Annotated in this window: 23 protein-coding genes and 1 pseudogene; 12 read left to right on the top strand and 12 right to left on the bottom strand. The window is 69.8% G+C overall.

Annotation, left to right across the window (positions count from 1 at the left end; genetic code table 11):
* Window positions 1-13 precede the first annotated feature (13 nt).
* From R2B38_RS50425 to R2B38_RS50415, 3 genes are all read right to left on the bottom strand, one after another.
* The gene (locus R2B38_RS50425) at window positions 14-1117 is read right to left on the bottom strand and encodes a mandelate racemase/muconate lactonizing enzyme family protein (RefSeq protein ID WP_318022920.1); all 1104 of its coding nucleotides are present in this window, start codon (window positions 1115-1117) and stop codon (window positions 14-16) included.
* 118 nt (window positions 1118-1235) lie between these two features.
* Window positions 1236-2153 carry an NAD(P)-dependent oxidoreductase gene (locus R2B38_RS50420; protein ID WP_318022919.1) on the bottom strand — a complete coding sequence of 306 codons (918 nt, stop codon included), beginning with the start codon at window positions 2151-2153 and terminating at the stop codon, window positions 1236-1238.
* A 68-nt stretch (window positions 2154-2221) separates the two neighbouring features.
* Window positions 2222-3166: a LysR family transcriptional regulator gene (locus tag R2B38_RS50415; RefSeq protein WP_318022918.1), complete on the bottom strand. Its 945-nt coding sequence runs from the start codon at window positions 3164-3166 to the stop codon at window positions 2222-2224.
* A 147-nt stretch (window positions 3167-3313) separates the two neighbouring features.
* Here R2B38_RS50415 and R2B38_RS50410 point away from each other — a divergent pair, with 147 nt between their 5' ends.
* From R2B38_RS50410 to R2B38_RS50395, 4 genes are all read left to right on the top strand, one after another.
* A complete protein-coding gene (locus R2B38_RS50410) occupies window positions 3314-3763 on the top strand; it encodes a VOC family protein (protein WP_266880000.1) in 450 nt (149 codons plus the stop codon).
* Window positions 3764-3800: 37 nt separating this feature from the next.
* Window positions 3801-4871: a cyclase family protein gene (locus tag R2B38_RS50405; protein WP_318023102.1), complete on the top strand. Its 1071-nt coding sequence runs from the start codon at window positions 3801-3803 to the stop codon at window positions 4869-4871.
* Between the two features lies 1 nt (window position 4872).
* Window positions 4873-5592, top strand: a complete 720-nt coding sequence (locus tag R2B38_RS50400; RefSeq protein ID WP_318022917.1) for an SDR family oxidoreductase — start codon at window positions 4873-4875, stop codon at window positions 5590-5592.
* A gap of 134 nt (window positions 5593-5726) precedes the next feature.
* Window positions 5727-6821, top strand: a complete 1095-nt coding sequence (locus R2B38_RS50395; protein ID WP_318022916.1) for a 2-keto-3-deoxygluconate permease — start codon at window positions 5727-5729, stop codon at window positions 6819-6821.
* Window positions 6822-6874: 53 nt separating this feature from the next.
* Here R2B38_RS50395 and R2B38_RS50390 read toward each other — a convergent pair whose 3' ends face one another.
* From R2B38_RS50390 to R2B38_RS50375, 4 genes and pseudogenes are all read right to left on the bottom strand, one after another.
* On the bottom strand, window positions 6875-8362 hold the full coding sequence (locus tag R2B38_RS50390) for an MFS transporter (RefSeq protein WP_318022915.1): 1488 nt from the start codon (window positions 8360-8362) through the stop codon (window positions 6875-6877).
* A gap of 94 nt (window positions 8363-8456) precedes the next feature.
* Window positions 8457-9680, bottom strand: a complete 1224-nt coding sequence (locus tag R2B38_RS50385; protein WP_318022914.1) for a cytochrome P450 — start codon at window positions 9678-9680, stop codon at window positions 8457-8459.
* A 76-nt stretch (window positions 9681-9756) separates the two neighbouring features.
* Window positions 9757-10065, bottom strand: a pseudogene (locus R2B38_RS50380) (hypothetical protein); the annotation flags it as partial.
* Between the two features lie 46 nt (window positions 10066-10111).
* The gene (locus R2B38_RS50375) at window positions 10112-10981 is read right to left on the bottom strand and encodes a ketopantoate reductase family protein (protein ID WP_318022913.1); all 870 of its coding nucleotides are present in this window, start codon (window positions 10979-10981) and stop codon (window positions 10112-10114) included.
* Between the two features lie 70 nt (window positions 10982-11051).
* Between R2B38_RS50375 and R2B38_RS50370 the strand changes: the two genes are divergently transcribed.
* Entirely contained in the window at window positions 11052-11681 is a 630-nt protein-coding gene (locus tag R2B38_RS50370; protein ID WP_318022912.1) for a TetR/AcrR family transcriptional regulator, read from the top strand.
* Window positions 11682-12166: 485 nt separating this feature from the next.
* Window positions 12167-13687, top strand: a complete 1521-nt coding sequence (locus R2B38_RS50365; protein ID WP_318022911.1) for a carboxylesterase/lipase family protein — start codon at window positions 12167-12169, stop codon at window positions 13685-13687.
* 104 nt (window positions 13688-13791) lie between these two features.
* On the opposite strand, the gene R2B38_RS50360 is transcribed toward R2B38_RS50365, so the two are convergent.
* From R2B38_RS50360 to R2B38_RS50345, 4 genes are all read right to left on the bottom strand, one after another.
* Entirely contained in the window at window positions 13792-14841 is a 1050-nt protein-coding gene (locus R2B38_RS50360) for a 2,3-butanediol dehydrogenase (RefSeq protein WP_318022910.1), read from the bottom strand.
* 38 nt (window positions 14842-14879) lie between these two features.
* Window positions 14880-16244, bottom strand: coding sequence for an NAD-dependent succinate-semialdehyde dehydrogenase (locus R2B38_RS50355; RefSeq protein ID WP_318022909.1), 1365 nt, complete (start codon window positions 16242-16244; stop codon window positions 14880-14882).
* A gap of 64 nt (window positions 16245-16308) precedes the next feature.
* The gene (locus R2B38_RS50350; protein ID WP_318022908.1) at window positions 16309-16839 is read right to left on the bottom strand and encodes a flavin reductase family protein; all 531 of its coding nucleotides are present in this window, start codon (window positions 16837-16839) and stop codon (window positions 16309-16311) included.
* Window positions 16840-16875: 36 nt separating this feature from the next.
* The gene (locus R2B38_RS50345; protein WP_318022907.1) at window positions 16876-18051 is read right to left on the bottom strand and encodes an LLM class flavin-dependent oxidoreductase; all 1176 of its coding nucleotides are present in this window, start codon (window positions 18049-18051) and stop codon (window positions 16876-16878) included.
* Window positions 18052-18206: 155 nt separating this feature from the next.
* Between R2B38_RS50345 and R2B38_RS50340 the strand changes: the two genes are divergently transcribed.
* The 6 genes from R2B38_RS50340 (at window position 18207) to R2B38_RS50315 (ending at window position 24513) form a co-directional block, all read left to right on the top strand.
* On the top strand, window positions 18207-18599 hold the full coding sequence (locus tag R2B38_RS50340; RefSeq protein ID WP_317880283.1) for a VOC family protein: 393 nt from the start codon (window positions 18207-18209) through the stop codon (window positions 18597-18599).
* A 224-nt stretch (window positions 18600-18823) separates the two neighbouring features.
* Complete coding sequence (locus R2B38_RS50335) at window positions 18824-20473, top strand: sigma-54-dependent Fis family transcriptional regulator (RefSeq protein ID WP_318022906.1); 1650 nt, start codon at window positions 18824-18826, stop codon at window positions 20471-20473.
* Window positions 20474-20719: 246 nt separating this feature from the next.
* The gene (locus R2B38_RS50330) at window positions 20720-21658 is read left to right on the top strand and encodes an ABC transporter ATP-binding protein (protein ID WP_318022905.1); all 939 of its coding nucleotides are present in this window, start codon (window positions 20720-20722) and stop codon (window positions 21656-21658) included.
* On the top strand, window positions 21655-22470 hold the full coding sequence (locus R2B38_RS50325; RefSeq protein ID WP_318022904.1) for an ABC transporter permease: 816 nt from the start codon (window positions 21655-21657) through the stop codon (window positions 22468-22470). The genes R2B38_RS50330 and R2B38_RS50325 overlap by 4 nt, the downstream gene beginning before the upstream one ends.
* A gap of 52 nt (window positions 22471-22522) precedes the next feature.
* Window positions 22523-23860: a sensor histidine kinase gene (locus tag R2B38_RS50320; protein WP_318022903.1), complete on the top strand. Its 1338-nt coding sequence runs from the start codon at window positions 22523-22525 to the stop codon at window positions 23858-23860.
* Window positions 23857-24513 (top strand): response regulator, encoded by a 657-nt coding sequence (locus R2B38_RS50315; protein WP_266879964.1) that lies wholly within the window; start codon window positions 23857-23859, stop codon window positions 24511-24513. The genes R2B38_RS50320 and R2B38_RS50315 overlap by 4 nt, the downstream gene beginning before the upstream one ends.
* Window positions 24514-24608: 95 nt before the next feature.
* Here the strand turns inward: R2B38_RS50315 and R2B38_RS50310 are convergent, their stop codons facing one another.
* Entirely contained in the window at window positions 24609-26096 is a 1488-nt protein-coding gene (locus tag R2B38_RS50310; RefSeq protein ID WP_318022902.1) for an MFS transporter, read from the bottom strand.
* Window positions 26097-26132 lie beyond the last annotated feature (36 nt).

Below are 26132 nucleotides of genomic sequence, written 5' to 3'. Positions count from 1 at the left end.
CCCGGGCCCCGCCTCAGCGGTCCAGACGGAAGTGCGCCAGCTTGTCGCTGTCGATGGTCAGCCCGAGGCCGATTCCCTCACGCACACGCAGTGTTCCGGACTCGATGACCAGGGGCTCGGTGAGCAGGTCGTCCGCCATGTCGAGGAAGTTGGACAGCTCGCCGGCCCGACGGGTGGTGGCCCGGTGCGCGGCGCCGAAGGCGACCGCGCACAACGTACCGATCTGCCCGTCGATCTGGTTGCCGATCACCACTTCGACGCCCATCGCCTCGCACTGGTTGAGCACGCGCGTCGAGGCGGTGAAGCCGGTGCGGGCCGTCTTGATGCTGATCGCGGTCGCGCCGCCACCCAGGAGTTCGCGGGTCACATCGGCCGGAGTGGGTGCGCTCTCGTCGGCGACGAAGGGAATCCGGCTCTGTGACACGAGCCACCGCCGGCCCAACACGTCGTCGGCGGGGCACAGTTCCTCGGCGAGGTCCAGGTCGAGATCGTCCATCTCCCGCAGAGCGCGCGCGGACTCGGAGGCGCTCCAGCCGCGGTTGCCGTCGATGTAGAGCTCGGCATCGTCGCCCAGCGCCGTGCGCAGAGCCCGGCACGCCTCGACGTCCAGCCGGTATGGCCGGCGACCCACCTTCACCTTGAACGTGGTGATGCCGTACGTGTCCCGAACCCGCTCCGCCTCGGCCACCATCTGTTCGGTGGGAGCGAAGCCGACCATGTGGCTGACCCGCATACGGTCCGACCAGCCGCCGAGGAGTTCGGTGACCGGCATTCCGGCGGCCTGTCCGATGACATCCCACACGGCCATGTCGATCGCGGCCTTCGCTGTCGGATTGCCCACCGTCCGGTCCAGGCGCGCGTGGATCACCTCACGCTCCAGGGCTGACAGCCCGGTGATCTGCGGCGCGAAGACCTTGCCGATCACCGCGACGATCGACTCCTGGGTCTCGCCGTAGGTGTAGGGGCGCGGCGGCGCCTCCGCCGTGCCGATCAACCCCTCGTCGGTGTGGACGCGTACAAGGACATGGTCCGCGACGTGCACCTCGCCGCTGGCGAACGTGAGCGACTTGCGGAAAGGGATGGCGAAAGGGACGGCTTCGACCTTGGTGATCTTCATTGTCTTCCTTTCGCGGACCGGGCGCGGCCTCGGCAGCGGGCGAAGGACCGGTCGGTGTGGCGTCGGCGAGCGGAGACCTCGTACGGGTCCGTCGGCACGGCAGAACAGGCACCGCCACCTACTGCGACGCGAGATAGGTTCTGATGATCTGGCTGTCGTCCAGGTCGAGGAGTCCCATTTCCGCGGCTCGCCGGTACTGGCCGGCCGCTGCACGGGCGAGTGGCGCGCGGGCACCGGCCCGCTCCGCCTCTCGCACGACCAGGTCGTTGTCCTTGGCGAGGATCGCCAGGCGGGTGAGCGCGTCCTCGGTGACGGGTGGCGTGGCCATGCGCGGGCCGCGGTCCTCGAAGAACCAGGAGGAACCGGAGCTGCCGCTGAGGACCGGCACAATGCGTGCCGGGTCCAGGCCCAGGCGGGAAGCGAGCGAGAGCGCTTCCGCGGCCGCGGCCAAGTGCACCGAGCTGCATAGCTGGTTGACGACCTTCACGGCTTGTCCGTCGCCGGGCCGGTCACCGACTTCGGCGATCTTGCCCAGGGGACGGAGAACGTCGCGGACCCGGTCGAGCGCCGCTGGGCTGCCCGCGGCGAGAATACGCAGCCTGCCCTGCTCGGCACCGGGGACGCCCCCCAGGACAGGGGCGTCCACGACGTGGGCACCGGCGTCGGCCAGCAGGCCGGCGGCCCTGCGCCCGTCCTCGGGGCCCACTGTCGATCCGATGACCCAGGTCTGGCCGGTCAGCGGTCCGCGGGCGGTGGCGGCAGCGACGGTGTCCAACAACTGGCCGCCCGTGGCGACCATGACCAGGACGACATCGCCCAGGGAGACGGACGAGATATCGGGTGCGGTCCGCAGGCCGGCGGCCTGAGCGTGTGCGCGTGTCCGCGGACTCGGGTCGACGGCCGTGACCGCGAATCCGGCGGCGGCCAGACGGCACGCCATGGGCAGTCCTATCGCACCGACGCCGACGAAGGTCACCGTCACACACGATGTGCCGGCGTCGGTCGTGGATGCCGGGTTCGGTCGCTGCGTCGCCATCGATCGCTCCTTCGTGCAGACGCCTGGTCTGCGGGGCTCCGGGTGACAGGGACGCTACGCCCGCCTATCTAAACCTGGCCAATACCAATGAGTGATGTATCAATACCCAACCCGTCAAAATCTGGTGTGCGCAGCGCCGACTTGCTGACCTCGACGACTCGCGCCAGGGCGGTCGACGGATTGTCGGTCCGCCAGGCGAGGGCGGAGACCAGATGACTGGGCCGGATGCCCTCCAGCGACCGGTACACCAGACCCACTGACTGGACGGGGCACACGGAGCTGAGCGTGATGGTGACACCGGCCCCCGCGGCGACCAGCGCGAGCACGGTGCTGGAGTCCGGTGCGACCTGGACGATGCGCGGCCGAAAGCCGGCCGAGTGACAGAGCGAGACCATGGTCGACTGCAGCATCGAGCCCTGGTCGTGCGGCAGGCTGACGAAGTCTTCCCGGGCGAGATCACCGAGCCTGATGCGCTCGCGGTCGGCGAACGGGTGGTCGGCGGGCAGCGCGCACACGAGTTCCTCCAGCTCGACGGCGCGGGAACTGAGCTCCGGATGGGCAATGGGCAGACGCACGAACGCCAGGTCCAGCGCACCCGAGAGGAGTTCCTCCAGGGCTGTGTAGACGTAGGTCTGGGACTGGAGTACCAGCTCGATGCGCGGGTGGGTGCGGCGCACGGCCGTGGCCAGGAGCGGCAACAGGCGCTGGCTGGACGCGCCCGCGAAGCCGGTGCGTACGCGCCCCTCTTCGCCCGAAACGATAGACGCGGCGATCTCACGGGTCATGGCGGCTTGGACGAGGGTGCGACGCGCCGGATCGAGCAGCCGCACCCCTGCGTCGGTCAACGCCACGGTACGGGTGCTGCGCTCGAACAGCTGCAGACGCAGCTCGGTCTCCAGGCGCCGGATGCGGTTGCTCAGGGGCGGCTGGGCAACGTGCAGTCGGGCAGCGGCCCGTCCGAAGTGCAGTTCCTCGGCCACCGCCACGAAGGCTTCCAGGTCACGCAAGTCCACGAGTCCACTCCCCTCATTAATATCCATAGGTTACAAGTGATGAGCTGATTGGTATTGGACCCGTTAATTCTCCTGGGCGAGGATGCCTCTCACCGGGGGCAGGAGCTCTCGGCCCGGCATCGCGGAACCGAGGAGAAGGAGACCGGCATGGATCTTCGTCTGCAGCATGTGAACGTGTGTTCCGACGACATGGGCGAGCTGCACCGTTTCTACTCGGAGGTGCTCGGCCTGCCCATGTCGCCCCTGCCGCCGATGATCGACCACGAGGGTCACGACGAGGACGAGTCCCAGGGGGAGGGCGCCTGGCGGCAGAACGTCGCCTTCTTCGAGGCCGGCGACGGCGGACGCGACCAGCTGCAGATCCACGCCAGCCGTCGTCAGGCCTATCTTGGTCCGCGCATGGGGCACTCCATCAACCCCCTGCTGACCGGGCACTTCGCCTTCCGCACCGACAACATCGCCGAGGTGCGCGAGCACCTGACCAAGAACAACGTGCCGTTCGCCGACTACGGCGAGTGGGCGGTCAAGGGCTGGGACCAGATCTTCCTGACCGACCCGGCGGGCAACGTGATCGAGATCCACCAGTTGATGGACTGACGCCGTGTCTCAGCCATCCACCGCTCCCGCCGGACGGATGCCCGAGAGCCGCTGGCGCACCAGGCCGGACCGCTCTACCTGGGGAGACTTCGGCCCGGACGACGTTCTGGGACGTATGAACCTGGTCGGTCCCGAGCAGGTGCGCAAGGGGCTCGCCGAGGTGCACGACGGCGTCACCTTCTGCCTGTCGCTGCCTCTCGACCAACCCGGCGGTACGGTCCTGGGCCCGAACCGGTTTCCCCCGGTGGTCCGCCCCACCCTTCGCTCCGGAGCGGTCAACTTCAACTGCGACATGGGCGTCGCCCACCCCGGCGCCACGGATGTCGTCAACGACGACTTGGTCGTCCTGCACACCCAGTACTCCACCCAGTGGGACGCCCTCGGACACATCGGAGCCCGCTTCGACGCCGACGGCGACGGCACACCCGAGACCGTCTACTACAACGGCTGGCGGGCGGGCACCGACGTCACCGGACCTGTCGGCGCCGCTCGGGCGGGCGCGGCCAGCCTCGCCGACATCGCGGGCATCGCGCAGGGCACGGCCTCCAGCTCCGACGCCGGACCCGTGGACATCAGCCACCTCGCGGTCCACGGAGTGCAGGGTCGCGCCGTACTCGTCGACCTTGAGGCCCACTACGGCACCACCCGCGCCGCCATCGGATACGAGGAGCTCGCAGCCGTCCTGGACATCGACCGGGTGACGGTAGAGGCGGGCGACATCCTCCTCCTGCACACGGGCTTCACCCGCAACCTGATCGACAGCAACGGCCGACCGCGACCTGACGCCACTGGTGACTGCGCCGTCCTGGACGGGAGCGACCCGCGGTTGCGGGCGTGGATCCGCGACAGCGGTGTGGCGGCCATCGCGGCCGACAACCATGCCGTCGAAGCCTTCCCCGATCCGAAAGCGGAGCCGGGGCGGCCCGTGCTGCCCCTGCACCGCCTTTGCCTGTTCGAACTGGGCATCCACCTCGGAGAGTTGTGGTGGCTGTCCGACCTGGCCCGGCACCTGCGCCGAACGGGTCGCTCACGCTGCCTCCTCACCGCACCGCCACTGCGCCTGCCCGGAGCCACCGGCTCCCCGGTTACCCCGATTGCGACGGTCTGACATGACACAGCCCACCGAACGGCTCCTGGTCACCGGCGGAGCGTCCGGCATCGGCCGCGCCATCGTCGAGGAGGGACTCTCACTCGGCTGGGACGTCGCGGTCATCGACCGGGACCGGGCGGCGGCCGGTCAGCCGGTGACCGCGGATCTGTCCGACCCCGGCGCCACCGCGCACGCCTTGGCGGAAGTCCTGGCCAACGGGCCCGTCACCCGCCTGGTGAACAACGTGGGTGCCGTCTTCCCGCAGCGACTTGAGGACACGACACTCGCCGAGGTCGACGCGGCCCACGCGCTCAACCTGCGCTGCGCCGTCCAGTGCACCCAGGCCGTGCTGCCCGGAATGAAGGCGGCCGGCTTCGGCCGTGTCGTCAACATGAGCTCACGCGCCGCGCTCGGCAAGGAACTGCGGACCGCGTACGCGGCCTCCAAGGCCGCCCTGATCGGACTGACCCGCGTCTGGGCCCTGGAACTGGGCGAGCACGGCATCACCGTGAACGCCATCGGCCCCGGCCCCATCGCCACCGAACTGTTCAACCGCGCCAATCCGGCCGACGCGCCACGCACCAAGGCGATCGTGCGGTCCGTGCCGGTACGCCGAGTCGGCACCCCGGAAGACGTCGCCCATGCCGCCTGCTTCTTCCTCAGCGGGCGGGCGGGATTCGTCACCGGCCAGACCCTCTACGTCTGCGGCGGCATGACGGTGGGCGTCGCGCCCGCCTAGGTCCTGTCGTCGCACTCCCGTCTGCTCCGCGACGCCACGCACGTTCAGACCATCCGTGTGCCCGGCCGCGGTCGGCACGGACGCGCGGCCGACTCATCCTGCCGTTCCACCTCGACGAGAGAGGGGAGCACGCCATGCAGATACCCATCAAGGCCACGCTCGACCGGATACCAGGCGGCACCATGGTGGTCCCGCTGTTCGTCGGCGCCGTCGGCCATACCGTCTGGCCCTCGGCCGGCGGCTTCTTCGGCTCCTTCACCGGCGGTCTGCTCTCCGGGGCCGTTCCGCTCTCCGCGGCCTTCTTCGTGTGCCTGGGTACCACGTTGGAGTTCAGATCCACCGGTCAGATCCTGATCAAGGGCGGGTCTCTGCTGGGGGCGAAGATCCTCAGCGCCCTGATTCTCGGCGTGGTGGCGGCCAGGTTCCTGGGGGAAGGCGAGATCTCATCAGGCGCCTTCGCCGGGTTGTCGGTGCTCGCTCTGGTCGCGTCGATGAACGACACGAACGGCACCATGTTCGTCACGCTGATGCACCAGTTCGGCCGGCCCAAGGACGCTGCCGCCTACGGCGTGATGTCCATCGAGTCCGGTCCGTTCTTCACCATGCTCACCCTGGGCGCGGCGGGACTCGCCGCCTTCCCGTGGCAGGCCATGCTGGGTGCGGTGCTGCCGTTGATCGTCGGAGCGATCCTGGGCAACATCGACCGCGGCATGCGTGACTGGCTCTCACCTGTCTGCGGCGGTCTGGTCCCGCTGATCGCTTTCGCGCTGGGCAGCACGATCGACCTGGGTGCCGTCTGGAAGGCCGGTGTCCTCGGTATCGGTCTCGGCGTGTTCGTGTTCCTGTGGACGGGCCTGTTCCTCTTCTCGGTCGACCGGCTCACGGGCGGAACCGGTGTCGCCGGGATCGCGGCGGCGACGACGGCGGGCAGCGCCATCGTGGTGCCCGCGATCGTCGCCGAGGTCAATCCGGCCTACCGGGAAGCCGCCGCCTCCGCCACGGTGCTGGTCGCCGCCTCTGTCGTGGTCACCGCGATCCTCGCGCCCCTGGGCACCGCGTTCGTCGCGGCGCGCACGGCGAAACCGTTGGCCGGACAGGACGCGCACGCCCTGTCCGAGCCGACCCGTGCCGACGGCGATCCGGTCGCCGATGACGCGGAACGGAACGACGGGATCACTCCGACGCACGAGCAGACCCGGGCCGGGGACCGCGGCACCCGGCGGCCCTGATCGGTGCTTGACGGATCGTCACCACTCGACCTCCCGCTGACCGCCGGGCGCTGTCAGGCGCCGTCGGGGGTCGGCCCTCCCACGGCTGTCTCCACGACGGACCGAGGGGACGGGCTGGCGTTGGCCGCCCATGAGCGTGGAATGAGGGCCGCTATGGCGAAGGACGCGGTCGCGGCGGCGACACCTATGGCCAGCACGGCCCGCAGCCCGTTCTCCGAGGGCAGTTCGACACCATGGAAGCCGATGGTCATGTGGGCGATGACCATGCCTGCAACGGCGCTGGCGACCGTGTTGCCGATCGCCCGCATCAACGTGTTGAGACTGGTCGCGGCGGCGGTCTCCGACAGGGGCACCGCGCCCATGATGAGCGTGGGGAGGGCGGCGTAGGCGAGACCGGTTCCGACGCTGACGACGCAGGAGGCGACGATGAGCTGCCAGACCTCGGACATCATCACCATGGAGAGCAGGTAGCCGAGCCCGATGATCGTGGAGCCGAGCATGAGGGTGAACTTCGGCCCCTTGGTCCTGGTGACGCGGGCGGAGAGCGGGGAGGCGGCCATCAGCATCAGTCCCTGTGGGGCCAGGACCAGGCCCGTGACGACCAGGCCGGTGCCGAGCCCGTAGCCGGTTGCCTTCGGAAGCTGGAGGACCTGCGGCAGGACCAACTGCATGGCCAGGAGCGTGAAACCGATCGCAACCGCCGCGAGGTTGGTGAACAGCACCTCGGGGCGTGCGGCGGTGTGCAGATCCACCAGGGGGTGCGGGGCGCGGAGTTCGAACCAGCCCCACAGCGGCAGGACGATCGAGGCCGCGGCGAACAGCGCGAGCGTGGTGCCGTCGCCCCAGCCCCAGTCCTCGCCCTTGGAGACCGCGAGGAGCAGGCATGCCAGGCCGGTTGCCAGGCCGACCGTGCCGGTGATGTCGACGCGTCCGCCCGTGCGTACCTTCGATTCGGGTACGTACCGGACGACGAACAGGGTTGCGACGGCCGCGAGGGCGCCGCCGATCCAGAACAGCAGGTGCCAGTCGACCTTGTCGGCGATGAGCGCGGCGGTGGGTAGCCCCACGGCGGCGCCCACCCCGAGAGAGCCGAGCATCACGGCGGTCGCCATGGGGAGGCGCACGGCAGGTGTCTCCTCGCGGAGGATGCTGACGCCGAGGGGGATGATCCCGTTCGCCAGGCCCTGCAGCGCGCGACCGATGATCATCGGGGTGAGGGAGTCGCTGAGGGCGCAGATCACCGAACCCGCCACGAGCAGCCCCATGTTGACCAGGAGTATGCGGCGCTTGCCGTACATGTCGCCGAGCCGCCCCATCACCGGTGTGGAGACGGCACCGCACAGCAGGATCACCGTGACGGTCCAGGCGGTGTCCGACGCGGGGGCGTTCAGGTACTGCGGGAGGCGAGGGACGATCGGGAAGACCAGGGCCTGCGTCAGGGCGTCCGTGATCCCGGCGAAGGCGAGCACCGCCACCAGGGTGTTTGTGCGTAAGTGGGCGGGCTTCGCCGTGCCGGCGAGCGCGGGGTTCGAGGGGGACATGGATCAGGCCTCCGTGTGGGGGGAGCCGCCTGCGACGGCCGTACGGAATGGACGATCAAGGAAACTCTCGCGCCGGGAGGCGCCGCGGATCAGGTCACCAGCGGACGGGTAGTTCGTGGACCCCGAAGGTGGCCATGTCGTGCCGGAATTCGACCTCTTCGAGCGGGACCGCCAGGCGAAGGTCCGGCAGCGCCCGCAGGAGTGCGGGGAAGGCCTCCTGCAGTTCGACGCGGGCCAGGGACTGACCGAGGCACTGGTGGATGCCATGGCCGAAGGCGAGGTGGCCGCGGGCGTTGCGGCCGATATCGAGGTCGTCGGGGTTTCGGAAGAAGCCGTCCCGGTTGGCGGCGGGAAGACTGATGGTCAACAGGTCCCCGGCTCGCACGAGTTGGCCTCCGATGGTGAGGTCCTCGACAGCCACCCGCCACACCATGTCCTGGGCGATGGTCAGATAGCGCAGGAGTTCTTCGACGGCGCCCGCGACCACACCCGGGTCGTCGGTGTCGCGGATCCGGGCGGCCTGGTGGGGGTTGCACAGCAGGGCCAGGGTGCCCAGACCGATCATGTTGGCCGTGGTCTCGTGCCCGGCGTGCAGCAGAATCTGGGCGATCATGGCCACTTCCTCGTGGCTCAGCTCTTCGGTGGCGACGCGTTCCACGAGCAGCCGGCTGATGAGGTCGTCGCCCGGTTCGCGCTCCTTGTGCTTCACCAGCGCCACGATGAAGTCGAAGAGTTCCCGCCGCGCGGCCGTCCTTTCGTCCTCCTTCGCGTCGAGACGAGCGAGGGTGGCGGCGTGCTCCTGGAAGAACGCGTGGTTCTCGTACGGCACTCCGAGCAGCAGTGAGATCGCCAACGAGGGTACGGGCAGCGCGTAGGCGCGCACGAGGTCGGTCGGCTGGCGCCCCTCGGCGATCATCTCTTCGAGAACGCGGTCGATCAGATCGCGAAGCTGCGGCCGCATCGCTTCCATGCGCTTGACCGTGAACTCACCGGTGAGCATCCGTCGGGTGCGGGCGTGGTCGGGATCGTCCTGGCGCGGGAACGCCGGCGGCATTTCGGCGTCCTGGGCGCTGGGCGCCATCACGGGATACCGGCGGACGTCCGCGCTGATCCGCGGATCGCCCAGCGCCAGTCTGGCGTCCTCGTAGCGGGTCACCGCCCAGGCGGTCCTGCCGTGCGACGTCACCACGCGCGGTAACCCCGTGTCGAGACGCCACCGCGTGTACTCGGCCGGCGGATCGAAAGGGCAGACGGACGAGCGCAGTCCGGGGAAGGAGGGGAGTTCGATGCTGCTGTGACTTCCGGGCGGAGTGTTCATCGCTACTCCTGTGGGGGCTTGGGAGGGCGTGGGACGACACCAGGACTTACAGCGCCTTAGGTTACGAAGACTTAGGTCACTGTAACGGTGTCGTATGCGGATCGGAATCCTCCTCTTGGCGGATCTCGGAGACGTACCGCAGCCGCACCGGCAGCTCGTAGAGGTCGTTCTGCGTCACCACAGGCTTGTTGCGCGGTTCATCGCGGGAGACGGCGAGCGCGAGGTCGGGGAAACGGGCGTAAAGCGTCGGCAGGGCCACTCCTGCCTTCAGGCGGGAGAGGGCCGCACCGGGGCACACGTGCGGACCGTGTCCGAAGGAGATGTGGCGGTTTCGGGTCGCGCGGGTGATGTCGAACGACCCGGCAGTCGGGCCGTGGGCCTGCTTGGCGGGGGTTGAGGAACATCCATGTCAGATCGTGCGCTGAGCCTTCTCAGCGTTTCGTATAGGCGCGGATCTGTTCGGCCAGCCGCGCGAGTTCGGCCGCTGTCGCGGGCGAGGCGTCGCTGAGTCCGCTGTGTACGGCCGTCTGGCTTCGCAGGAAGCGCCGCAGTGTGGCCACGAGCAGTCCTTCCGGCAGGGTCCGCAAGGCAGCGAACCCGCGAGGGACCGGCGGCGTCGGCATGGCGGCCAGGTTCTGCCGCATGAGGCGGAGCATGCCGCGGACCGCGTCCGGATCGTCGGCCAGCGCTACCGGGCCGCCCGCCGTGTGCACCGCCTGCCCGAGCGGGACCTCGAACGCGGCGTGCGTCTTGAGCCAGGCATCCATCCTCGGCTCGGCCTTGGCGTTGATCCCGGTGGTGCGGAACGTCCGCACGATCCGTTCGAGTCGCGGAGTGGTCCGGCCGTCGGGTTCGCCGATCGGCATCGCAACCCGGCGGGTCATGAAGTTGGTCGCGCGATAGCGGACCACGTCGCCGTCCATCGTGCCGCCGGCCATGCCGAAGCCGAGCAGCACCCGCTCGTGGCCGATCACCGCGCCCAGCGGCTCCGCGCCGCCCGCCCAGTTGTGCAGGAACAGCACGTCGCCTTCGAGGCCGGCGAGTGACTCCAGCACCGCGTCCACCTGATGGGTGCGGACGAAGACCGCGGTCAGGTCGTACTCGCCGGCCGGGTGCTCGACCACCGGCACCGTTACCCGCCTGACGGCCGGACTGCCTCCCTCGGCGAGCTGCACGCCGTGCCGGCGCAGGGCGGCCAGGCGCTCGCCCCGGGCGAGGAGCGAGACGTCGTGCCCGGCCTCATGCAGGCGGGCGGTGAACAGGCTGCCGAGAACCCCGGCGCCGTATACGAGCATTTTCATGGCAACCCTTTTCGTACGTTCGCTTCAGTCATACGTTCGTTTTAATCAAACGTCTGTACTGTACGCAGACATGGCGCCACCTGACACCCGCACCCAGATCCTCGACGCGGCCGAACACCTCTTCGCCGAGCGCGGTTACCGCGGCACCTCGGTCCGCGCGATCACCGACCTCGCCGGAGCGAACCTGGCCGCCGTCGGGTACCACTTCGGCTCGAAGGCGGAACTCCTGGCCGCGGTCGCCCGACGCGTGATCGAGCCCATCAACGCCGCGCAGTGCGCAGGGCTTGACCGACTGCTCGCCAGGACCCCGGACCCTGAGGTCGCCGAACTGGTGGAGGCATTCGCGGGGCCGCTGTTCGACGAGATGCCGGCCGGTGACGAGGGTGGTGCCCGGACGTCCCGGCTGATCGTGACGATCCTCAGCGACCCGGCCGAGGAGGTGCGCAGATGGACCGGTCCCGCTGAGGACGCGGTCCGTGAGCGCTACCTGGCGGCCTTCGGGCGCGCACTGCCCGGCCTTTCCCTGGAGGAGCTGCGGTTCCGGATGCGGGGGATCCTCGCCGTGACGGCAGTGGACCGCGTTGAGGTCTACCAGCAGCGCTCCCCGGCCTGCCTGTCCCCGGTAGCGGGCGAGGCGGCCCGGCGCTGGGCGATCACGTTCCTGACGGCAGCGATGAGCGCACCACCGACGGGGACCTGACAACTCGGGACGGCCGAGGCGATCGGCGACGTCGCCGGTCGGCCGGGAGGCGAGCCAGGCGGCCGGCGTCTGCTCGGCCCGGCATCCTTGTTAGGTGGAGACGGACGGAAGTCGGTCGCGCGGGCCTGCCGTATCGAGGCCAGCACCTGTCGTCGTCGGGTGCGAGCAGGCTGGTGACCTCGGCGACCGCCTCCGTCGAGGGATGGAAGTACTTCCTCACGTTCTCGGACTTCTTGTGCCTCGATTTGGCCATGAGCGTCCCTGCCGACTTCGGTGATGTGCCGCCGGGGGCACGCGGTGATACCGAGAATTATTCGCGCCCCTCGACAAGCGGGTTCGTCTGACGAAATATTGTTCACACCTAGAGCGGTTCGGCGATGATTGGCCGACGTCAACGGAGTCGGCCACGTGGCCCGCTCGCTGACCTGATGTGAATCCCGTGCACGGGCTGACTGCCCGGTTGCCGGTCCTTGGAGGAGTTGTCGATGAGCAGTGGCGAGTTCCCGGAGGTCGGGACGGTGGCGGGCGTGGTCCGTGGTCGTCGTGAAGGTGACCTGGAGGTGTTCCGGGGTATCCCGTTCGCGCAGCCGCCGGTGGGTGAGGCGCGGTTCGGGGCGCCGCGGCCGGTGGCGGGCTGGGACGGTGTGCGGGAGGCGTTCGCGTTCGGTCCGCCGCCTCCGCAGGAGCCGATGGGCCCCGTGGCCGAGCCCCCTGTCGGCCTTCCGGCCGATGACGACTGGCTGACGGTCAACGTCTGGACGCCGGAGACGGACCCGGCCGCACGACGGCCGGTGATGGTGTGGATCTACGGCGGCGCCTACAAGTTCGGCTCTTCCGACGATCCGGCCTACGACGGCAGCCGGCTCTCCCGTGACGGCGACCTGGTGGTGGTCACCCTCAACTACCGGGTCGGCATCGAGGGGTTCGCCCTCATCGAGGGCGCACCCGCGAACCGGGGCCTGCTCGACCAGGTCGCCGCCCTCGAATGGGTGCGTGAGAACATCACCGCGTTCGGTGGCGACCCCGACCAGGTCACCGTCTTCGGTGAGTCCGCGGGCGCCGGGTCCATCGCCGCGCTGATGGCCATGCCGCGAGCACGGGGCCTGTTCCGGAGGGCCATCACACAGAGTGTGCCGGGCACCTTCTTCTCCACCGCACTGGCCGGTGACATCGCCGAGGTCCTGGCCGGCGGGCTGGGGCTGCGTCCGACGGTCGCCGATCTGTCCGGTGTGGACCCGCGCAAGCTGCCCGAGGCAGGGGCCGCGCTGACCGCCGGGATGCGTGGGTACGTGGACCGCTGGGGTCCTGTTGCGCTGTCCCCGACCCCCTTCGCACCCGTCGTCGACGGCGATGTCCTGCCCACCACTCCGTGGCAGGCCCTCGCGAGTGGCGCCGCACGGGACGTGGAGCTGATCACCGGGCACAACCGGGACGAATACCGGCTCTTTCTCCTGCTCGGCGGGCTGCTCGGCCAAGTGGACGAGGGCCTGGCCTCGATGGCGCTGGGCCTGTTCGGACCGACGCCGGACAGTGAACAGGCCTACCGCACCGCGTTCCCGGAGGCCTCCGCGGAGTACCTGTTCGAACTGGTGCAGTCCGACTGGCTGTTCCGCATGCCCTCGCTGCACCTGGCGCAGGCGCAGGTGGCCGGGGGCGGCCGGGCGCACGTGTACGAGCTGACCTGGGCCGCACCCGCCAACGGCGGTGCTCTGGGCGCCTGTCACGGTCTGGACGTACCTTTGACGTTCGGTGTGTACGGCGGTCTGGGTGCCATGCTGACCGGGCCCGTGCCCACGCCCGAGACCGAGGCGCTCTCCGCGCGTTTCCGCTCCGCGTGGACCGCCTTCGCCGCCACGGGTGACCCGGGCTGGCCCGCGTACGATCCCGAGCACCGCCTCGTCCAGCTCCTCGACACCGAACCGACGGTCACCGCGTACCCGGAAGAGGCCGCCCGCCGCATCTGGGAACGCCATGTCTTCGCCGCACTGCCCCTGACGACGACGTAGCCCCACGCCTCCGATCCGCGGCACCTCCCGGCCGGCCAGGCGATGACTGGCCGGCCGTTCCAGCCGTCCCACACTGCTGTTGCTCCTTGCCACGCAGGGAGTTGTCACGCGGTCGGATCAATCAGCAGCTTCATCCGGCGACCGGCGCGAAGCTCGGTGAAGCCCCCGTCGATGAGGTCGCTGAGGGGGATGGTGTCGACCCAGCCGGTGGTGTCGTAGTGCCCCTGGGCCATGAGGGCCATGACGGCTCGATAGTCGTCGGCCGTGTAGCAGATGGTGCCCTGGATACGCCGTTCCCGGAGGACGAGGCTGAGGAGTGGCGTGGGCAGGGGACGGTCGTAGATCGCGACGCTGATCAGCGGACGGCGCTCGCCGATGGAGGCCAGCGCGGATTCCACGGCCGGCGCCACGCCGGCGGCGTCGAAGGCGGCGTCGACGCCGTCGCCGTTCGTACGGTCCGCGATCAGCGCGGGCACGTCCACCGCTGCCGGGTCCAGGGTGCGGGCGCCGAGCCGCTCGACGGCCGCCCGTCGCTCGGGCGACGGCTCGACCACGTCGATCTCCGTCAGCCCCATGCCCCGTAGCGCGAACCAGAGACCGATGCCGATCGGTCCCGCGCCGTAGACCAGGGCGGAGTCCTGGTCGCCGACGCCACCGAGAGCAGCGGCGTGGTAGGCGACGGACATGGGCTCGACGAGGGCGCCGAGGCCGAGGGAGACGGACTCCGGCAGTCGGTGGACCTGGTTGACGGGCACGACGGTGTACTCGGCCATGCCGCCGTCCGCCATGAGCCCGTGGAACCCGATACTCGTACAGAGGTTGTAGTGGCCCGTGCGGCAGGGGCGGCACTCGCCGCAGCGGTAGATCGGCTCGATGGTGACCTGGTCGCCGACCGACACCTCGGTGACGTCGGCACCGGTCTCGGCGACGGTTCCCGAGAACTCGTGGCCCAGGATCACGGGCATCGCCCTGCCGGTGAGCGGGTGTGGTTCTCGGGGGGAGATGAAGATCGGCCCGTCGTAGTACTCGTGAAGATCGGTTCCGCAGATGCCGTTCGCGTGGACCTTCACCTTGACTTCGCCGGCGCCGGGGGACGGCTCCGGCACGTCCACGATCTCGATCTTGCTGTTCCCGTAGTACATGGCTGCGCGCATCGATACCTCCATGTTCTGGTGCGGCGCGTACAGGCGGGTCAGGGGCTTCGGAGCAGCTTCTTGTTCGCGAACTCGTCGAGTCCGAACCGGCCGAGTTCCCGCCCGATGCCGGAGTTCTTCACCCCGCCGAACGGCATCTCGGGCGAGCTGCGGACCAGCATGTTGAGGCCGACCATCCCGACGTCGAGCCGGTCGGCGACGTATTCCGCCTCGGCCGGATCCGCGGTGAACACCGCGCTGCCGAGGCCGTACGGCGAACTGTTGGCGAGGTCGATCGCCGCCTCGGTGGAGTCGACGCGGTAGAGGACGGCGACCGGACCGAAGATCTCCTCGTGATACGCCCGCATCTCCGGAGTTACGCCCGAGAGCACGGTCGGGGGGTAGTACGCGCCCGGGCCCTCGGGCACCTCACCGCCGAGGTGGAGTTCGGCGCCCTTGGCGACGGCGTCGCGGACCTGCTCGGCGACCTGGTCGCGCGCGGCGACGGACGACAGCGGACCGAGGCGGGTGGACTCGTCGGCGGGGTCACCGGTGTGCCAGGTTGCCGTCTCCGCGAGAAAGCGGGTCATGAACTCGTCCCAGACCGGCTCCGCGACGATGGCCCGCTTCATCGAGGTGCAGACCTGTCCGGCGTTCCAGAAGCGGCCGATCGCCGCCGCGGAGACCGCCTGCTCCAGGTCGGCTCGCGGCAGCACGATCAGCGGGTCGGATCCGCCCAGTTCCAGCACGCACTTCTTCAGGTGCTGCCCCGCGAGCGCTCCGATCACCCGGCCCGCGCGTTCCGAGCCGGTGAGCGATACCCCCTGCAGAAGGGGGCTCGCGATCATCGTGGCGATCTGCTCGTGCGTGGCGAAGACGTTCTGGTACACATCGGCGGGAGCGCCCGCCTCCTCCGCGACGGACTCGATCGCGAGGGACAGCTGTGGGCAGTTGGGCGCGTGCTTCAGAAGGATGGTGTTCCCGAGCAGCAGGTTCGGGGCGACGAAGCGCGCCGCCTGATAGAGCGGGAAGTTCCACGGCATGATGCCGAGCAGCGGACCGATGGGCGCGGTGCGGACCAACGCCTTGCCGGTGCCCGCGATGTCGAGCACCTCGTCCTTGAGGAGATCGGGACCCGAGGTGGCGTAGTACTCGTAGATCGAGGCCGCGAGTTCGACCTCGGCCCGCGCCTGTGCGACGGGCTTGCCCATCTCCAGCGTGGTGAGGGCGGCGAGTTCCTCGGCCTTCTGCCGGTGCAGCGCGGCCATGCGCGCGAGGACCGCGGCCCGCTCGGAGAGCCGTGTCGCGGACCATGTCCGATACGCCGTCGCAGCCGAGACGAGGGCCTGGCCGGCCTCGGTGTCCGTCAGGGTCGCGAACTTGCGCGCGACGGCGCCTGTGGTCGGATCAACGGTTGCGTACACCTCTGTGGTCCTCCGGGTCGGGTGGGATCTCGGTGCTGAACGGGCATGACGCCGCAGGCGCGGCTCACCACTGCTCCGCGCTGGTGTGCTGCTCCTCGTCGAGTGTCAGCGCGATCTTGCGGAACCGGCTGGCGTGGAAGATGAGCGGCGGTGTGTACGGAGCCGTGTCGAGGCCCTGGACCTTCAGCAGGGCGATGAGGTGGTCGCCGGCCTCGACCTCGTCGTAGAGCGAGACCTCCATCCACGCGCTCGAACCGCGGATCAGGATGCTGTCGTGCGGTCCCGCGTCCCATTCGACGCCGGCGAAACGGTCGCCCTGCTTGCTCGCGAGCTGGCGGCAGGCGACGTCATGCCACTGCGAGAGGACGCTCAGTCCCAGCCGTGGCCGCTCGCGCAGGACCGGCCACGTCGAAGACGTCTTCTGGATGCACACCGACACCAGTGGCGGATCCACGGAGACCGAGGTGAAGGAACTGGCGGCCATGCCTGTCGGGATGCGGTCCACGCGGGCGCAGAGGGCCGCGACCCCGGACGGGAACGCCCCGAAGGCATGGCGCAACTGCTCCCCGCAGGTCACCTGTTGGAGGCGGATCATCTCTGTTGTTCCTTCCTGCGGTGCCTGCGAGAAGGGTCAGGCGGAGGCGCGCTGCGATTCCTCGCGCTCCTCGGCGTGACGTGCGGTCGCCGCCTGGATGGCCTCGGCCTGACGCTGGTCCAGTTCGTTCCAACGCGACACCGCGTAGTCCCGGGACCGCAGGAGACGGTCCGCGCTGCCCTGGAACCGCGGCTTGACGTGGTCGGCGAAGAGCTCGTAGCTTTTGAGCGTGGCGTCGTGCCTGGCCCACTCGTGGTGGATGAGCAGGAACGATCCGAAACCGCCCGACTGGCCTTCGAGCCGCTCGATCTGGGCGATCGCGTCGTCCACGGTGCCGATGACCCCGAGGCCGCTCTCGTTGAGCCACTCGATGCGCTCCTCGAAGGTCTTGCCCGCGGCCCGGAAGTGAGGAGCGGCGAGCACGTCCTGGGTGTAGTCGCACCAGGCGTCGAGGCCGTACCGGACGTCCTCGATGGCCTGCTCCTTGGTCTCGGCGAGGTGCATGGGGCCGCACAGGCGCCACTTGGTCCGGTCGGGGGTGTGGCCGAACAGCGGCGCCCGCTCCTCCATCACGTCCCAGTGCAGGGCGAGCGCGTCGAAGCCGCTCCGGTTGGTGGCGCCGACGGACATCAGGTGGATGCCGTTCTTGGCCGCGATGCGCGGGCCGGTGGGGGAGGCGATCGCGGCGACCGTGATCTCGAAGTCGCTGTAGGGCGCGTACTGGGTGTGCGCGTCGACCAGGTTGTAGCGGTTCGTCTTCGCGGTCACGGTCTCGCCCCGGAGGATGGCCATCAGTACGTCGACGTCCTCCTCGAACGCCGTGCGCTGCTCCTCAAGGCTGATGCCGATCATGGTGGCGTCGGTCGGCAGGGCGCCCGGGCCCAGGCCGAGCATGAAGCGGCCGCGCAGCAGACGGTCGAGGAAGAGCGCACGGTCCGCGACCCACAACGGGTTGTGGTACGGCAGGGAGAGCACGCCCGTGCCGAGCTTGATGTGCCTGGTCTGCGGCGCGGCCCACGCGATGAACGACATCGGGTCCGGGATGAGCTCATGGCCGGCCGAGTGGTGCTCGCCGATCCAGGCCTCGTCGAAGCCCAGCCTGTCCATGTGCTGGATGACGGCCAGGTCACGCTCGTAGGCCGTGGTCGGGTCCTGGCCCGGGGGGCAGTGGAAGGGAGCCATGAAGGTCCCGAACTTCAGCGCCATCGCCATGTCCTCCTCGTTGAGGGTTGGTGCACGCGTCGCTTGGTGTCGCGCAGTGACGACTGAAACACGCACCGGCCGCCGACGGTTGTGCAACTTTGGGACGCCTCGAGGTGTGCCAAGAGTGGACAGTCAGTCCCTGGCCGCCGGGGTTGACTTGGTTCATGACCACACACGACTCACCCAGGCGCTCGGCCGCGTCGCCGTCCGCGGTACCTGGAGCGCAGTTGCGCCAGGTCGTCCACCCGGTCGACGACGTCTCCGAGGCCGTCGAGTTCTACGGCACCGTGCTGGGACTCCCCACCCGCTTCGTGGACGGCGAGCGTTACGCGGCCTTCGACGCCGGGCCCAGCACCTTCGCCGTCGCTGCGGACACGGAGGACGTGGCAGGCGTCGCGGCAGCCGCTTTCAAGGTGGACGACATCGCGGAGTTCCTCGACCGGCTCGGGGCGGTCGGCGGCCAGGTCGTCGAGGGCCCGGCCGACGGCCCGCACGAGCGCCGGGTCGTGATCAGCGATCCCTGGGGCAACAGGATGATCGTCTATGCCGCACTCTGACAAAGAGCGCGTCCATGCCCGAAGCTCCGCTTCCACGCCCGGAGTTCCCTCCTCCGACTATTACCGATGGCGGATGAGTGGGTATTTGATTGGTATTGGACGGCGCATGCGCTTCGTGGTTGTGTGAGAGGAGGTGACAGCGTCGTTGCCGCGGCAGGAAGGTGGGGCCAGCAGTGATCGACACCCATCGTGGCCTTTCCGCCGGTGATGAACCGGGCTCTCTCATGGTGAGAACCGAGATCGTCGAGTCCTGGCGGCGATCGCGGCTGAACGGGGTCGACCCGGACCATGTTCCCTGCGTCGAGGGCGAGCCCAGCCTCGACAGCCGGACGGCCAAGGTCGCCATCCCCGTACTCACCTCCATGGCCGACGTTCTGATCGGCGCGAACACCAGCCTCCTGCTCAGCGCGCCGGACGGCACCCTGCTGTGGCGCTGGGACGAGGACAGCCGGCTGCGTTCCCGCCTGAACCGCAGCAGCGTCGTGATCGGCACCCGCTGGTCCGAGGACGTCATCGGCACGAACGGCCTGGGCACGGCCCTGGAGACCGTTCGCGCCGTGACGGTCAACGGCACAGAGCACTTCAACGAAGCCCTGCACGACTTCGCCTGCGCGGGGGCACCCATCCGGCATCCGGTCACCCACCGGGTGACCGGGGTGTTGAGCGTCACCAGCCTTGTCGAGCACGCCAGTCCTCTGATGGCACCGACCCTGCTTCGCCTGGCGCACGACATAGAGGAGGAGCTGTACGGGGAGACCTCGATGCACGAGCGCCAGATGCTGCGCCATTTCCTGGCCGAGCGTCGGCGTACCCGGAGCGCGGTGGTGGTCGTCAGCGCGGACGTGGTCATTGCCAACTCCCTCGCCACGTCGATGGATCTCGACCACTCGGCGCTGTGGCAGCGGATCGAGGACGGGCCCGACGACGTCATCGGACTCGAACTCTCCAGCGGGTCACGGGTCACCGTGTGCCGCCCCGTGCACCGAGGCGGCGTGCTGGTCGGAGCCGTGGTCGTCGCCGAGGAGATGCCCGCCTCGGCGGTGGTCCGGCCGACGCCGACCCGCGCCCGCGATCCGCGGCGCCAGGAACGCCCCTGGATCCGAGTCGTCGCCCATCTGCGCTCGACCGCGGCCACGACCGACCGGCTTCTGGTCGTCGGCGAGCACGGGACCGGCAAGCGCGCCGCCCTGCGTGCCGCGGTCGCGGACTCCGATCGCGCATACCGCGAACTGGACTGCGCCACGGTCGACGAGGTCGGTCACGAGCAGTGGCTGGCCGATGCCCGTGCGCTGGTGGAGCATGTGGACGAACTCCTTGTCTTCGCCCACCTCGACGACCTCGACGACCGTACGTACCGAGCCCTCGCGACGATTCTGGACCGGGCGCCGCGCATCGACGGATCCGACCTGCGGCTCGCGGCCACGGTCTCGGCCGCGGCATTCCACAACGACCTGCTGCCGCGCGTGATCCTCGACCAGTTCCCGCCGCTCACCTTCGAGATTCCTCCGCTCCGCAAGCGCACCGACGACGTCCTGGCCCGGCTGGTCGACCAGGGGGTGGGTATGCCGAGGCTCTCGCACGAGGTGATCCAGGCGGTCCAGCGTCACCCATGGCCCGGCAACCACCGCCAACTGGAGGAGTTCCGGCGGTGGTTGACCCGCCAGAACCGGCCGGTCGTCACGACGGCGGACCTGCCGCCTGCCTGGCTCCACGAGGTCACCCGTGGTCACCTGACCGCCATGCAGACCGCCGAGTCGGACGCCATCGCGACCGCACTGCGCGAGCACGGCGGCAACAAGGCGGCTGCCGCGACGGCACTCGGGATCTCTCGCTCCTCGCTCTACCGGAAGCTGCGCGAGTACCGACTGCGCTGACGCACCCGGTGAAGCCCACCGTCAGAGAGGCGTCGACCGCGCAGACCCGGCGTTCGCACGTGATGCCCGGGACCGGCGCACAGCGTGCTACTCCCGGACGACAGCGGTTAGTACCGCAGGACGAACGAGGGTGATCGGGTCGGCATCGTGGTGCCGTCGGCGGCGGTCGCGGCACACCTAGCGTTCTTGGCAGGGCAGCCGGGATCCCCGGCGCGCCCGGTCGAGATCGTGGAGGGAAACCCGCCGATGATAGAGATCCATCACGTCGTCAAACGCTACGGCGACAAGACGGCTGTCGACGACCTGGACTTCACCGTCGAGCCGGGTGTGGTGACGGGCTTCCTCGGCCCGAACGGGGCGGGAAAGTCCACGACCATGCGCATGATCATCGGCCTCGACGCGCCCACCAGCGGCCATGTGACGGTCAACGGCAAGCAGTACGCCCAGCACACCGCACCGCTCCAGGAGGTCGGCGCGCTGTTGGAGGCCAGGTCCGTCCACCCCGGCCGCTCCGCCTACAGCCACCTGCTCTCCCTCGCGTACACCCATGGCATTCCGCGCCGCCGGGTGGGCGAGGTGATCGAACTCGCCGGCCTCGGCAAGGTCGCCAAGAAGCGGGCCGGCTCCTTCTCGTTGGGCATGGGACAACGCCTGGGCATCGCGGCGGCACTGTTGGGCGACCCGCAGACGGTGATGCTGGACGAGCCGGTCAACGGCCTCGACCCGGAGGGCGTGCTGTGGATCCGCAACCTCCTCAAGGGCCTGGCAGCCGAAGGACGCACCGTCTTCGTGTCCTCGCACCTGATGAGCGAGATGGCGCTGACGGCGACCAACCTCGTCATCGTCGGCCGGGGCAGGCTGCTCGCCGACACGACGGTGGCGTCCTTCGTCGAGCAGGCGGGCGGCGAGAGCGTGAAGGTCGTCAGCTCCGACCCGGAGCGGCTGCGCGCGCTGCTGGCCGGGCCCGACGTCACCGTCACCGGCGAGATCGGCACCGAGACTCTGCAGGTGTCGGGGCTGAGCGCCCGCGAGATCGGCAGCCTGGCCGCCGACGCGAGCATCGCCGTCTACGACCTCACCCAGCAGGCGGTCTCCCTTGAGGAGGCGTTCATGGCCCTGACCCATGACGCCGTCGAGTACCGCAGCAGCACCGACACGGAAACGAAGGGGAGTGTCGCGGCATGACCAGCGTCCAGACCACATCCATTCCCGCGGCGGACACGACCGCGAACCCCCGCTACAAGGTGACCTTCCCCAGAGTGCTGCGCTCGGAATGGTCGAAGTTCCTCTCCCTGCGGTCGAGTTGGATCACTCTCGCGTTGGCCGTGCTGGCCACGGTAGTCATCGGCATGGTGGCGGCCTACCGCTACGACCCGGTCCACGCCGACCAGCACGACGCGGTCGCGCTGTCACTGGACGGCATCACCCTGGCCCAGCTCGTGGTGGGTGTCCTGGGTGTGCTGGCAACAGCCGGGGAGTACACCACCGGCATGATCCGCTCCACGTTCGCCGCGGTGCCCCATCGCCTGCCGGTCCTCTGGTCCAAGTGCCTGATCTACTTCGGCGTGGTGTTCGTGGTCGGGGCGGCGGGTGCGGTCGCCTCCTTCCTGGCGGGTGCGGGCTTTCTGTCCGGCAAGCCGATCGCACTGACCTTGTCGGACGCCGGCGTGCTGCGCTGCCTGTTCGGTGCCGCCCTCTACCTGGCGCTGGTGGCCGTACTGGGCGCGGGACTGGGCATGCTGGTGCGCTCGGCGGCGGGCGGCATCTGTCTGCTGGTCGGTGCGCTGATGCTGATGCCGGTCTTCCTCGACCTGCTCCCCAGCAACTGGAAGACGGACGTGACCCCGTACCTGCCGGCCAACGCCGGCCAGTCGGTCTTCACCCTGCACACGGACAGTACGATGCTCAGCCCCGGTACGGGCCTGTTGGTCCTGCTCGGCTGGGTGACGGCGGTGCTGGTGGGCGCGGCGTACCGTGTGAAGCATTCCGACAGCTGACCGGCGTATCGGACGGCATCCCTGATCCACCGACCCTGCGCGAGGCCGCACCATGAACCCCGTAGCCGAACCCGTGTGGGACCAGCCGCTGGCCAGTAGCTGGATCCGCCTGCGCTCCGCCGACCGGGCCCGTCCGCAGGTACTGGACTCGCTGCTCGCGGCGGGCGTCCTGGCCGCCGCGATCGCCGACCTCTTCGAGCAGGAGGAGCGCGGCCTGTTCGGGGTGCAGGGAGTGCCGGCCTGGGTGGTCGTCATCAACGCGGCGGCGCTGGCGCTGCCCTTGGTGTGGCGTCGGCGCGCCCCGCTCGCGGTCTTCGGCGTCGTGCTGGGGGTCTGCGCGGCGCAGTGGGCGGCGGGACTGGCGCTGCGCAGCGACCTCAGCCTGATGATTGCCCTGTACGGGGCCGGTCGCTACGCCTCGCCGCGCGCGCTGCGGAACATCGCGATCGCCACGGCGCCGGTGTGCGCACTGCTGGCCTTCCGGGTCCAGCCGCTGGACTCTCAGCCGTGGGTGTCCCTGTTCTTCGTGCTGTGCGCGGCCACCGCGGCGGCGGCCCTCGGCCTGGCCGGCCGGATGCGCCGGGCCCAGCTGGCCGCGCTGGCCGAGCGGGCCGCCACCCTGGAAGTCGAGCGCGAGCAACGCGAGTTGCTGGCCGCGGCCAACGAACGCGCCCGGGTCTCACGCGAGTTGCACGACATCGTGGGACACACCCTGGCGGTGATCGTCGGTCTGGCCGACGGAGGCGCGGCCGAGGCCCAGCTGCAACCGGAGCGGGGTCCGGAAGTCCTGCGGACGATCGCCGAGGCCGGGCGTACGTCTCTGGGTGAACTCCGCCGCGCCCTCGGCGCGCTGCGGGTCGGACTGCCCGACGACGCCGCGAGCGCCGAACTGCACCCCCAGCCGGGTACCGCCCAACTCGCCGCCCTGTGCGAGCGGATCCGGACTGCCGGGCCGACCGTCACCTACACCGCCTCGGGCGACCTCTCCTCGCTCAGCGCGAGCCTTCAGCTCGCCGTGTACCGGATCGTCCAGGAGGCCCTGACCAACAGCCTCAAGCACGCCGGACCACGCACCCGCGTGCGGGTCGCGGTGACGGCGGACGCCCGTGCCGGTGAGGTCGTGGTGCAGGTCGACGACACCGGCCCACCGGTGGAGGAGGCGACACCGGACCATACGGGCGGGAACCGCACCCCGGGGCAGGGCCTGATCGGCATGAGGGAGCGCGCCGCACTCGTGGGAGGCCACGCCGTCTCCCGGCGCAGGGCTGGCGGCTGGACCGTACGGGCCGTGCTCCCCATGAACCACGACGCGCGGACGAAGACAGATCCGCAGGCGGCGCGTGCCGGCTCGGCCGCCAAGGACCGGACCGGAGTTCAGGAGTGCCCGTGACCACGGTGCTGATCGTCGACGACCAGCCGCTGCAGCGCATCGGCTTCCGGATGCTGCTGAACAGCAGTCCGGAGACGACCGTGGTCGGCGAGGCAGAACACGGCGCGGAGGCGGTGCGCCGGACGGCCGAACTGCACCCGGACGTGGTGCTGATGGACATCCGCATGCCCGGCATGGACGGCATCGAGGCCACACGTCAGATCCTCGCCTCCGGCGGCCGCTCCCGGGTGCTCGTGCTCACCACCTTCGACCTGGACGAGTACGCGTACGGCGCGCTGCGCGCCGGCGCGAGCGGCTTCCTGCTCAAGGACGCCCGCCCGGACGAACTCCTCGCGGGAATCCGCGCGGTCGCGGCCGGTGACGCGGTGGTCGCGCCCGCGATGACCCGCCGCCTGCTGGAGGTCTTCACCACGCACCTCCCCCTGCGCGGCCCCGGCGAGGATCCGCGCCTGGCCGGGCTGACCCAGCGCGAGCGCGAGGTGCTGACCGATATCGCGGCCGGTCTGACGAACAGTGAGATCGCCGAGGACCTCTGCCTGTCCGAGTCGACCATCAAGACGCACATCGGCCGGATCCTGGCCAAGATCGGAGCCCGCGACCGGGTGCAGGCCGTCATTTTCGCCTACGACACCGGTCTGGTGAGGCCGTCCTGAAGCAGGCCGGATGCCGGTCGGATCCGCGCCGCACGTCACGGCGTGCCCCGGTCCGATGCCGACGTCAGGTCCCGCCGTCATCGGACCGCGATGGTTCAGTCGATGTCGGGGAGCGGACTCAGGCCGACCTTCTCGGCAATGGCGTTCGCCGGAGGGAGAGCGGCATCGGGGCGGCGCCGTGGGATGAAGGAGGCGACGGCCAGCGCGACGGTGGCGGCACCGACGCCGATCGCCAGGACGGCACGCAGGCCGTTCTCGGACGGAACCGCGACGCCGTGGAAGTCGATCGTCATATGGGCGAGCAGTACACCGGCCACGGCACTTGAGGTGGTGGTGCCGATGGACCGCATCAGGGTGTTGAGGCTGTTGGCCGCGGCGGTCTCGGAGGCGGGCACGGAGTCCATGACGAGCGTCGGCAGCGCGGCGTAGCCGAAGCCGACACCCATGGCGACGACGCAGGAGGCCAGGATCAGCGTCCAGGTGGCGGACATCAGCACCATGATGAGGAGGTAGCCCACTCCCACGACCACGGCACCGATCATCAGGGTCGTCTTCGGCCCCCGGGTCCTGGTGACCCGGGCGGAGAACGGGGCCACGGCCATCATGACCAGACCCTGCGGGGCCATGGCCAGGCCCGCCGTGGCCAGGGACTCGCCCAGCCCGTAGCCCGTGATCTTTGGTAGCTGAAGCACTTGTGGCAGCACCAGGTTGAGCGCGAACAGCGAGAACCCGAACGCGATTCCGGCGAGGTGGGTGAACAGGACCTGGGGGTGGGAGCTGGCCCGCAGGTCCACCATGGGCCGCGGGGTGCGCAGTTCGAACCAGCCCCACAGAGGGAGGACGATCAGGGCCACGGCGAAGACGCCGAGAGTGGCGCCGCTGCCCCAGCCCCAGTCGGCACCTTTGGAGACCCCGAGCAGCAGGCAGACCAGACCGATGCCCATGCCCAGGGCGCCTGGGACGTCGACGCGCCCGCCGGGGCGCGCCTTCGACTCGGGTACGAGCAGCAGGACCAGCAGGAGAGCGACCGCGCCGAGAGCGGCCGACGTCCAGAACAGCACGTGCCAGTCGAACGTGTCGGCGATCAGCGCGGATGCGGGCAGTCCCAGGGCGCCGCCGACACCGAGGGAGCCGAGCATCACCGCCGTGGACACGGGCAGCTTCTCGGCGGGCACCTCGTCGCGCAGGATGCTGACGCCGAGCGGGATGACCCCGTTCGCCAGGCCCTGCAGCGCGCGGCCGATGATCATCGTGGTCAGTGACTCGCTGAGTGCGCAGATCACGGAGCCCGTGACCAGTACGGCGATGCCGATGAGCAGCATGCGGCGCTTGCCGTACATGTCGCCGAGGCGGCCCATCACGGGGGTGGCGACGGCGCCGCACAACAGGGTGGCGGTGAGCGCCCAGGCGGCGTCGGCGGCGGAGGCGTGCAGGTACTCGGGAAGGTGGGGGATGATCGGGATGATGAGCGTCTGCACCAGTGCTACGGCGATGCCGGTGAAGGCGAGAACCGTCACCAGGACGTTCACGTTCCGTTCGCCGGAGGCTTCGGCCTCGGATGTCAGGGGCGAGGGGATGGACATGGGTCAGGCCTCCGGAGTGTGGGGGAGGAGCGCGGA

Source organism: Streptomyces sp. N50 (genome assembly GCF_033335955.1).
Classification (GTDB): domain Bacteria; phylum Actinomycetota; class Actinomycetes; order Streptomycetales; family Streptomycetaceae; genus Streptomyces.
The sequence above is the reverse complement of the archived record's forward strand: the minus strand, read 5'-3'. Positions and strand labels throughout refer to the sequence as shown.

Coding starts and splice junctions, on each gene's coding strand:
- R2B38_RS50385 (WP_318022914.1), bottom strand. CDS start 9,680: ATGAACACTCCGCCCGGAAGTCACAGCAGCATCGAACTCCCCTCCTTC.
- R2B38_RS50375 (WP_318022913.1), bottom strand. CDS start 10,981: ATGAAAATGCTCGTATACGGCGCCGGGGTTCTCGGCAGCCTGTTCACC.
- R2B38_RS50345 (WP_318022907.1), bottom strand. CDS start 18,051: ATGGCGATGGCGCTGAAGTTCGGGACCTTCATGGCTCCCTTCCACTGC.
- R2B38_RS50340 (WP_317880283.1), top strand. CDS start 18,207: ATGACCACACACGACTCACCCAGGCGCTCGGCCGCGTCGCCGTCCGCG.
- R2B38_RS50370 (WP_318022912.1), top strand. CDS start 11,052: ATGGCGCCACCTGACACCCGCACCCAGATCCTCGACGCGGCCGAACAC.
- R2B38_RS50365 (WP_318022911.1), top strand. CDS start 12,167: ATGAGCAGTGGCGAGTTCCCGGAGGTCGGGACGGTGGCGGGCGTGGTC.
- R2B38_RS50425 (WP_318022920.1), bottom strand. CDS start 1,117: ATGAAGATCACCAAGGTCGAAGCCGTCCCTTTCGCCATCCCTTTCCGC.
- R2B38_RS50410 (WP_266880000.1), top strand. CDS start 3,314: ATGGATCTTCGTCTGCAGCATGTGAACGTGTGTTCCGACGACATGGGC.
- R2B38_RS50360 (WP_318022910.1), bottom strand. CDS start 14,841: ATGCGCGCAGCCATGTACTACGGGAACAGCAAGATCGAGATCGTGGAC.
- R2B38_RS50400 (WP_318022917.1), top strand. CDS start 4,873: ATGACACAGCCCACCGAACGGCTCCTGGTCACCGGCGGAGCGTCCGGC.
- R2B38_RS50390 (WP_318022915.1), bottom strand. CDS start 8,362: ATGTCCCCCTCGAACCCCGCGCTCGCCGGCACGGCGAAGCCCGCCCAC.
- R2B38_RS50420 (WP_318022919.1), bottom strand. CDS start 2,153: ATGGCGACGCAGCGACCGAACCCGGCATCCACGACCGACGCCGGCACA.
- R2B38_RS50330 (WP_318022905.1), top strand. CDS start 20,720: ATGATAGAGATCCATCACGTCGTCAAACGCTACGGCGACAAGACGGCT.
- R2B38_RS50350 (WP_318022908.1), bottom strand. CDS start 16,839: ATGATCCGCCTCCAACAGGTGACCTGCGGGGAGCAGTTGCGCCATGCC.
- R2B38_RS50395 (WP_318022916.1), top strand. CDS start 5,727: ATGCAGATACCCATCAAGGCCACGCTCGACCGGATACCAGGCGGCACC.
- R2B38_RS50325 (WP_318022904.1), top strand. CDS start 21,655: ATGACCAGCGTCCAGACCACATCCATTCCCGCGGCGGACACGACCGCG.
- R2B38_RS50320 (WP_318022903.1), top strand. CDS start 22,523: ATGAACCCCGTAGCCGAACCCGTGTGGGACCAGCCGCTGGCCAGTAGC.
- R2B38_RS50335 (WP_318022906.1), top strand. CDS start 18,824: ATGGTGAGAACCGAGATCGTCGAGTCCTGGCGGCGATCGCGGCTGAAC.
- R2B38_RS50405 (WP_318023102.1), top strand. CDS start 3,801: ATGCCCGAGAGCCGCTGGCGCACCAGGCCGGACCGCTCTACCTGGGGA.
- R2B38_RS50310 (WP_318022902.1), bottom strand. CDS start 26,096: ATGTCCATCCCCTCGCCCCTGACATCCGAGGCCGAAGCCTCCGGCGAA.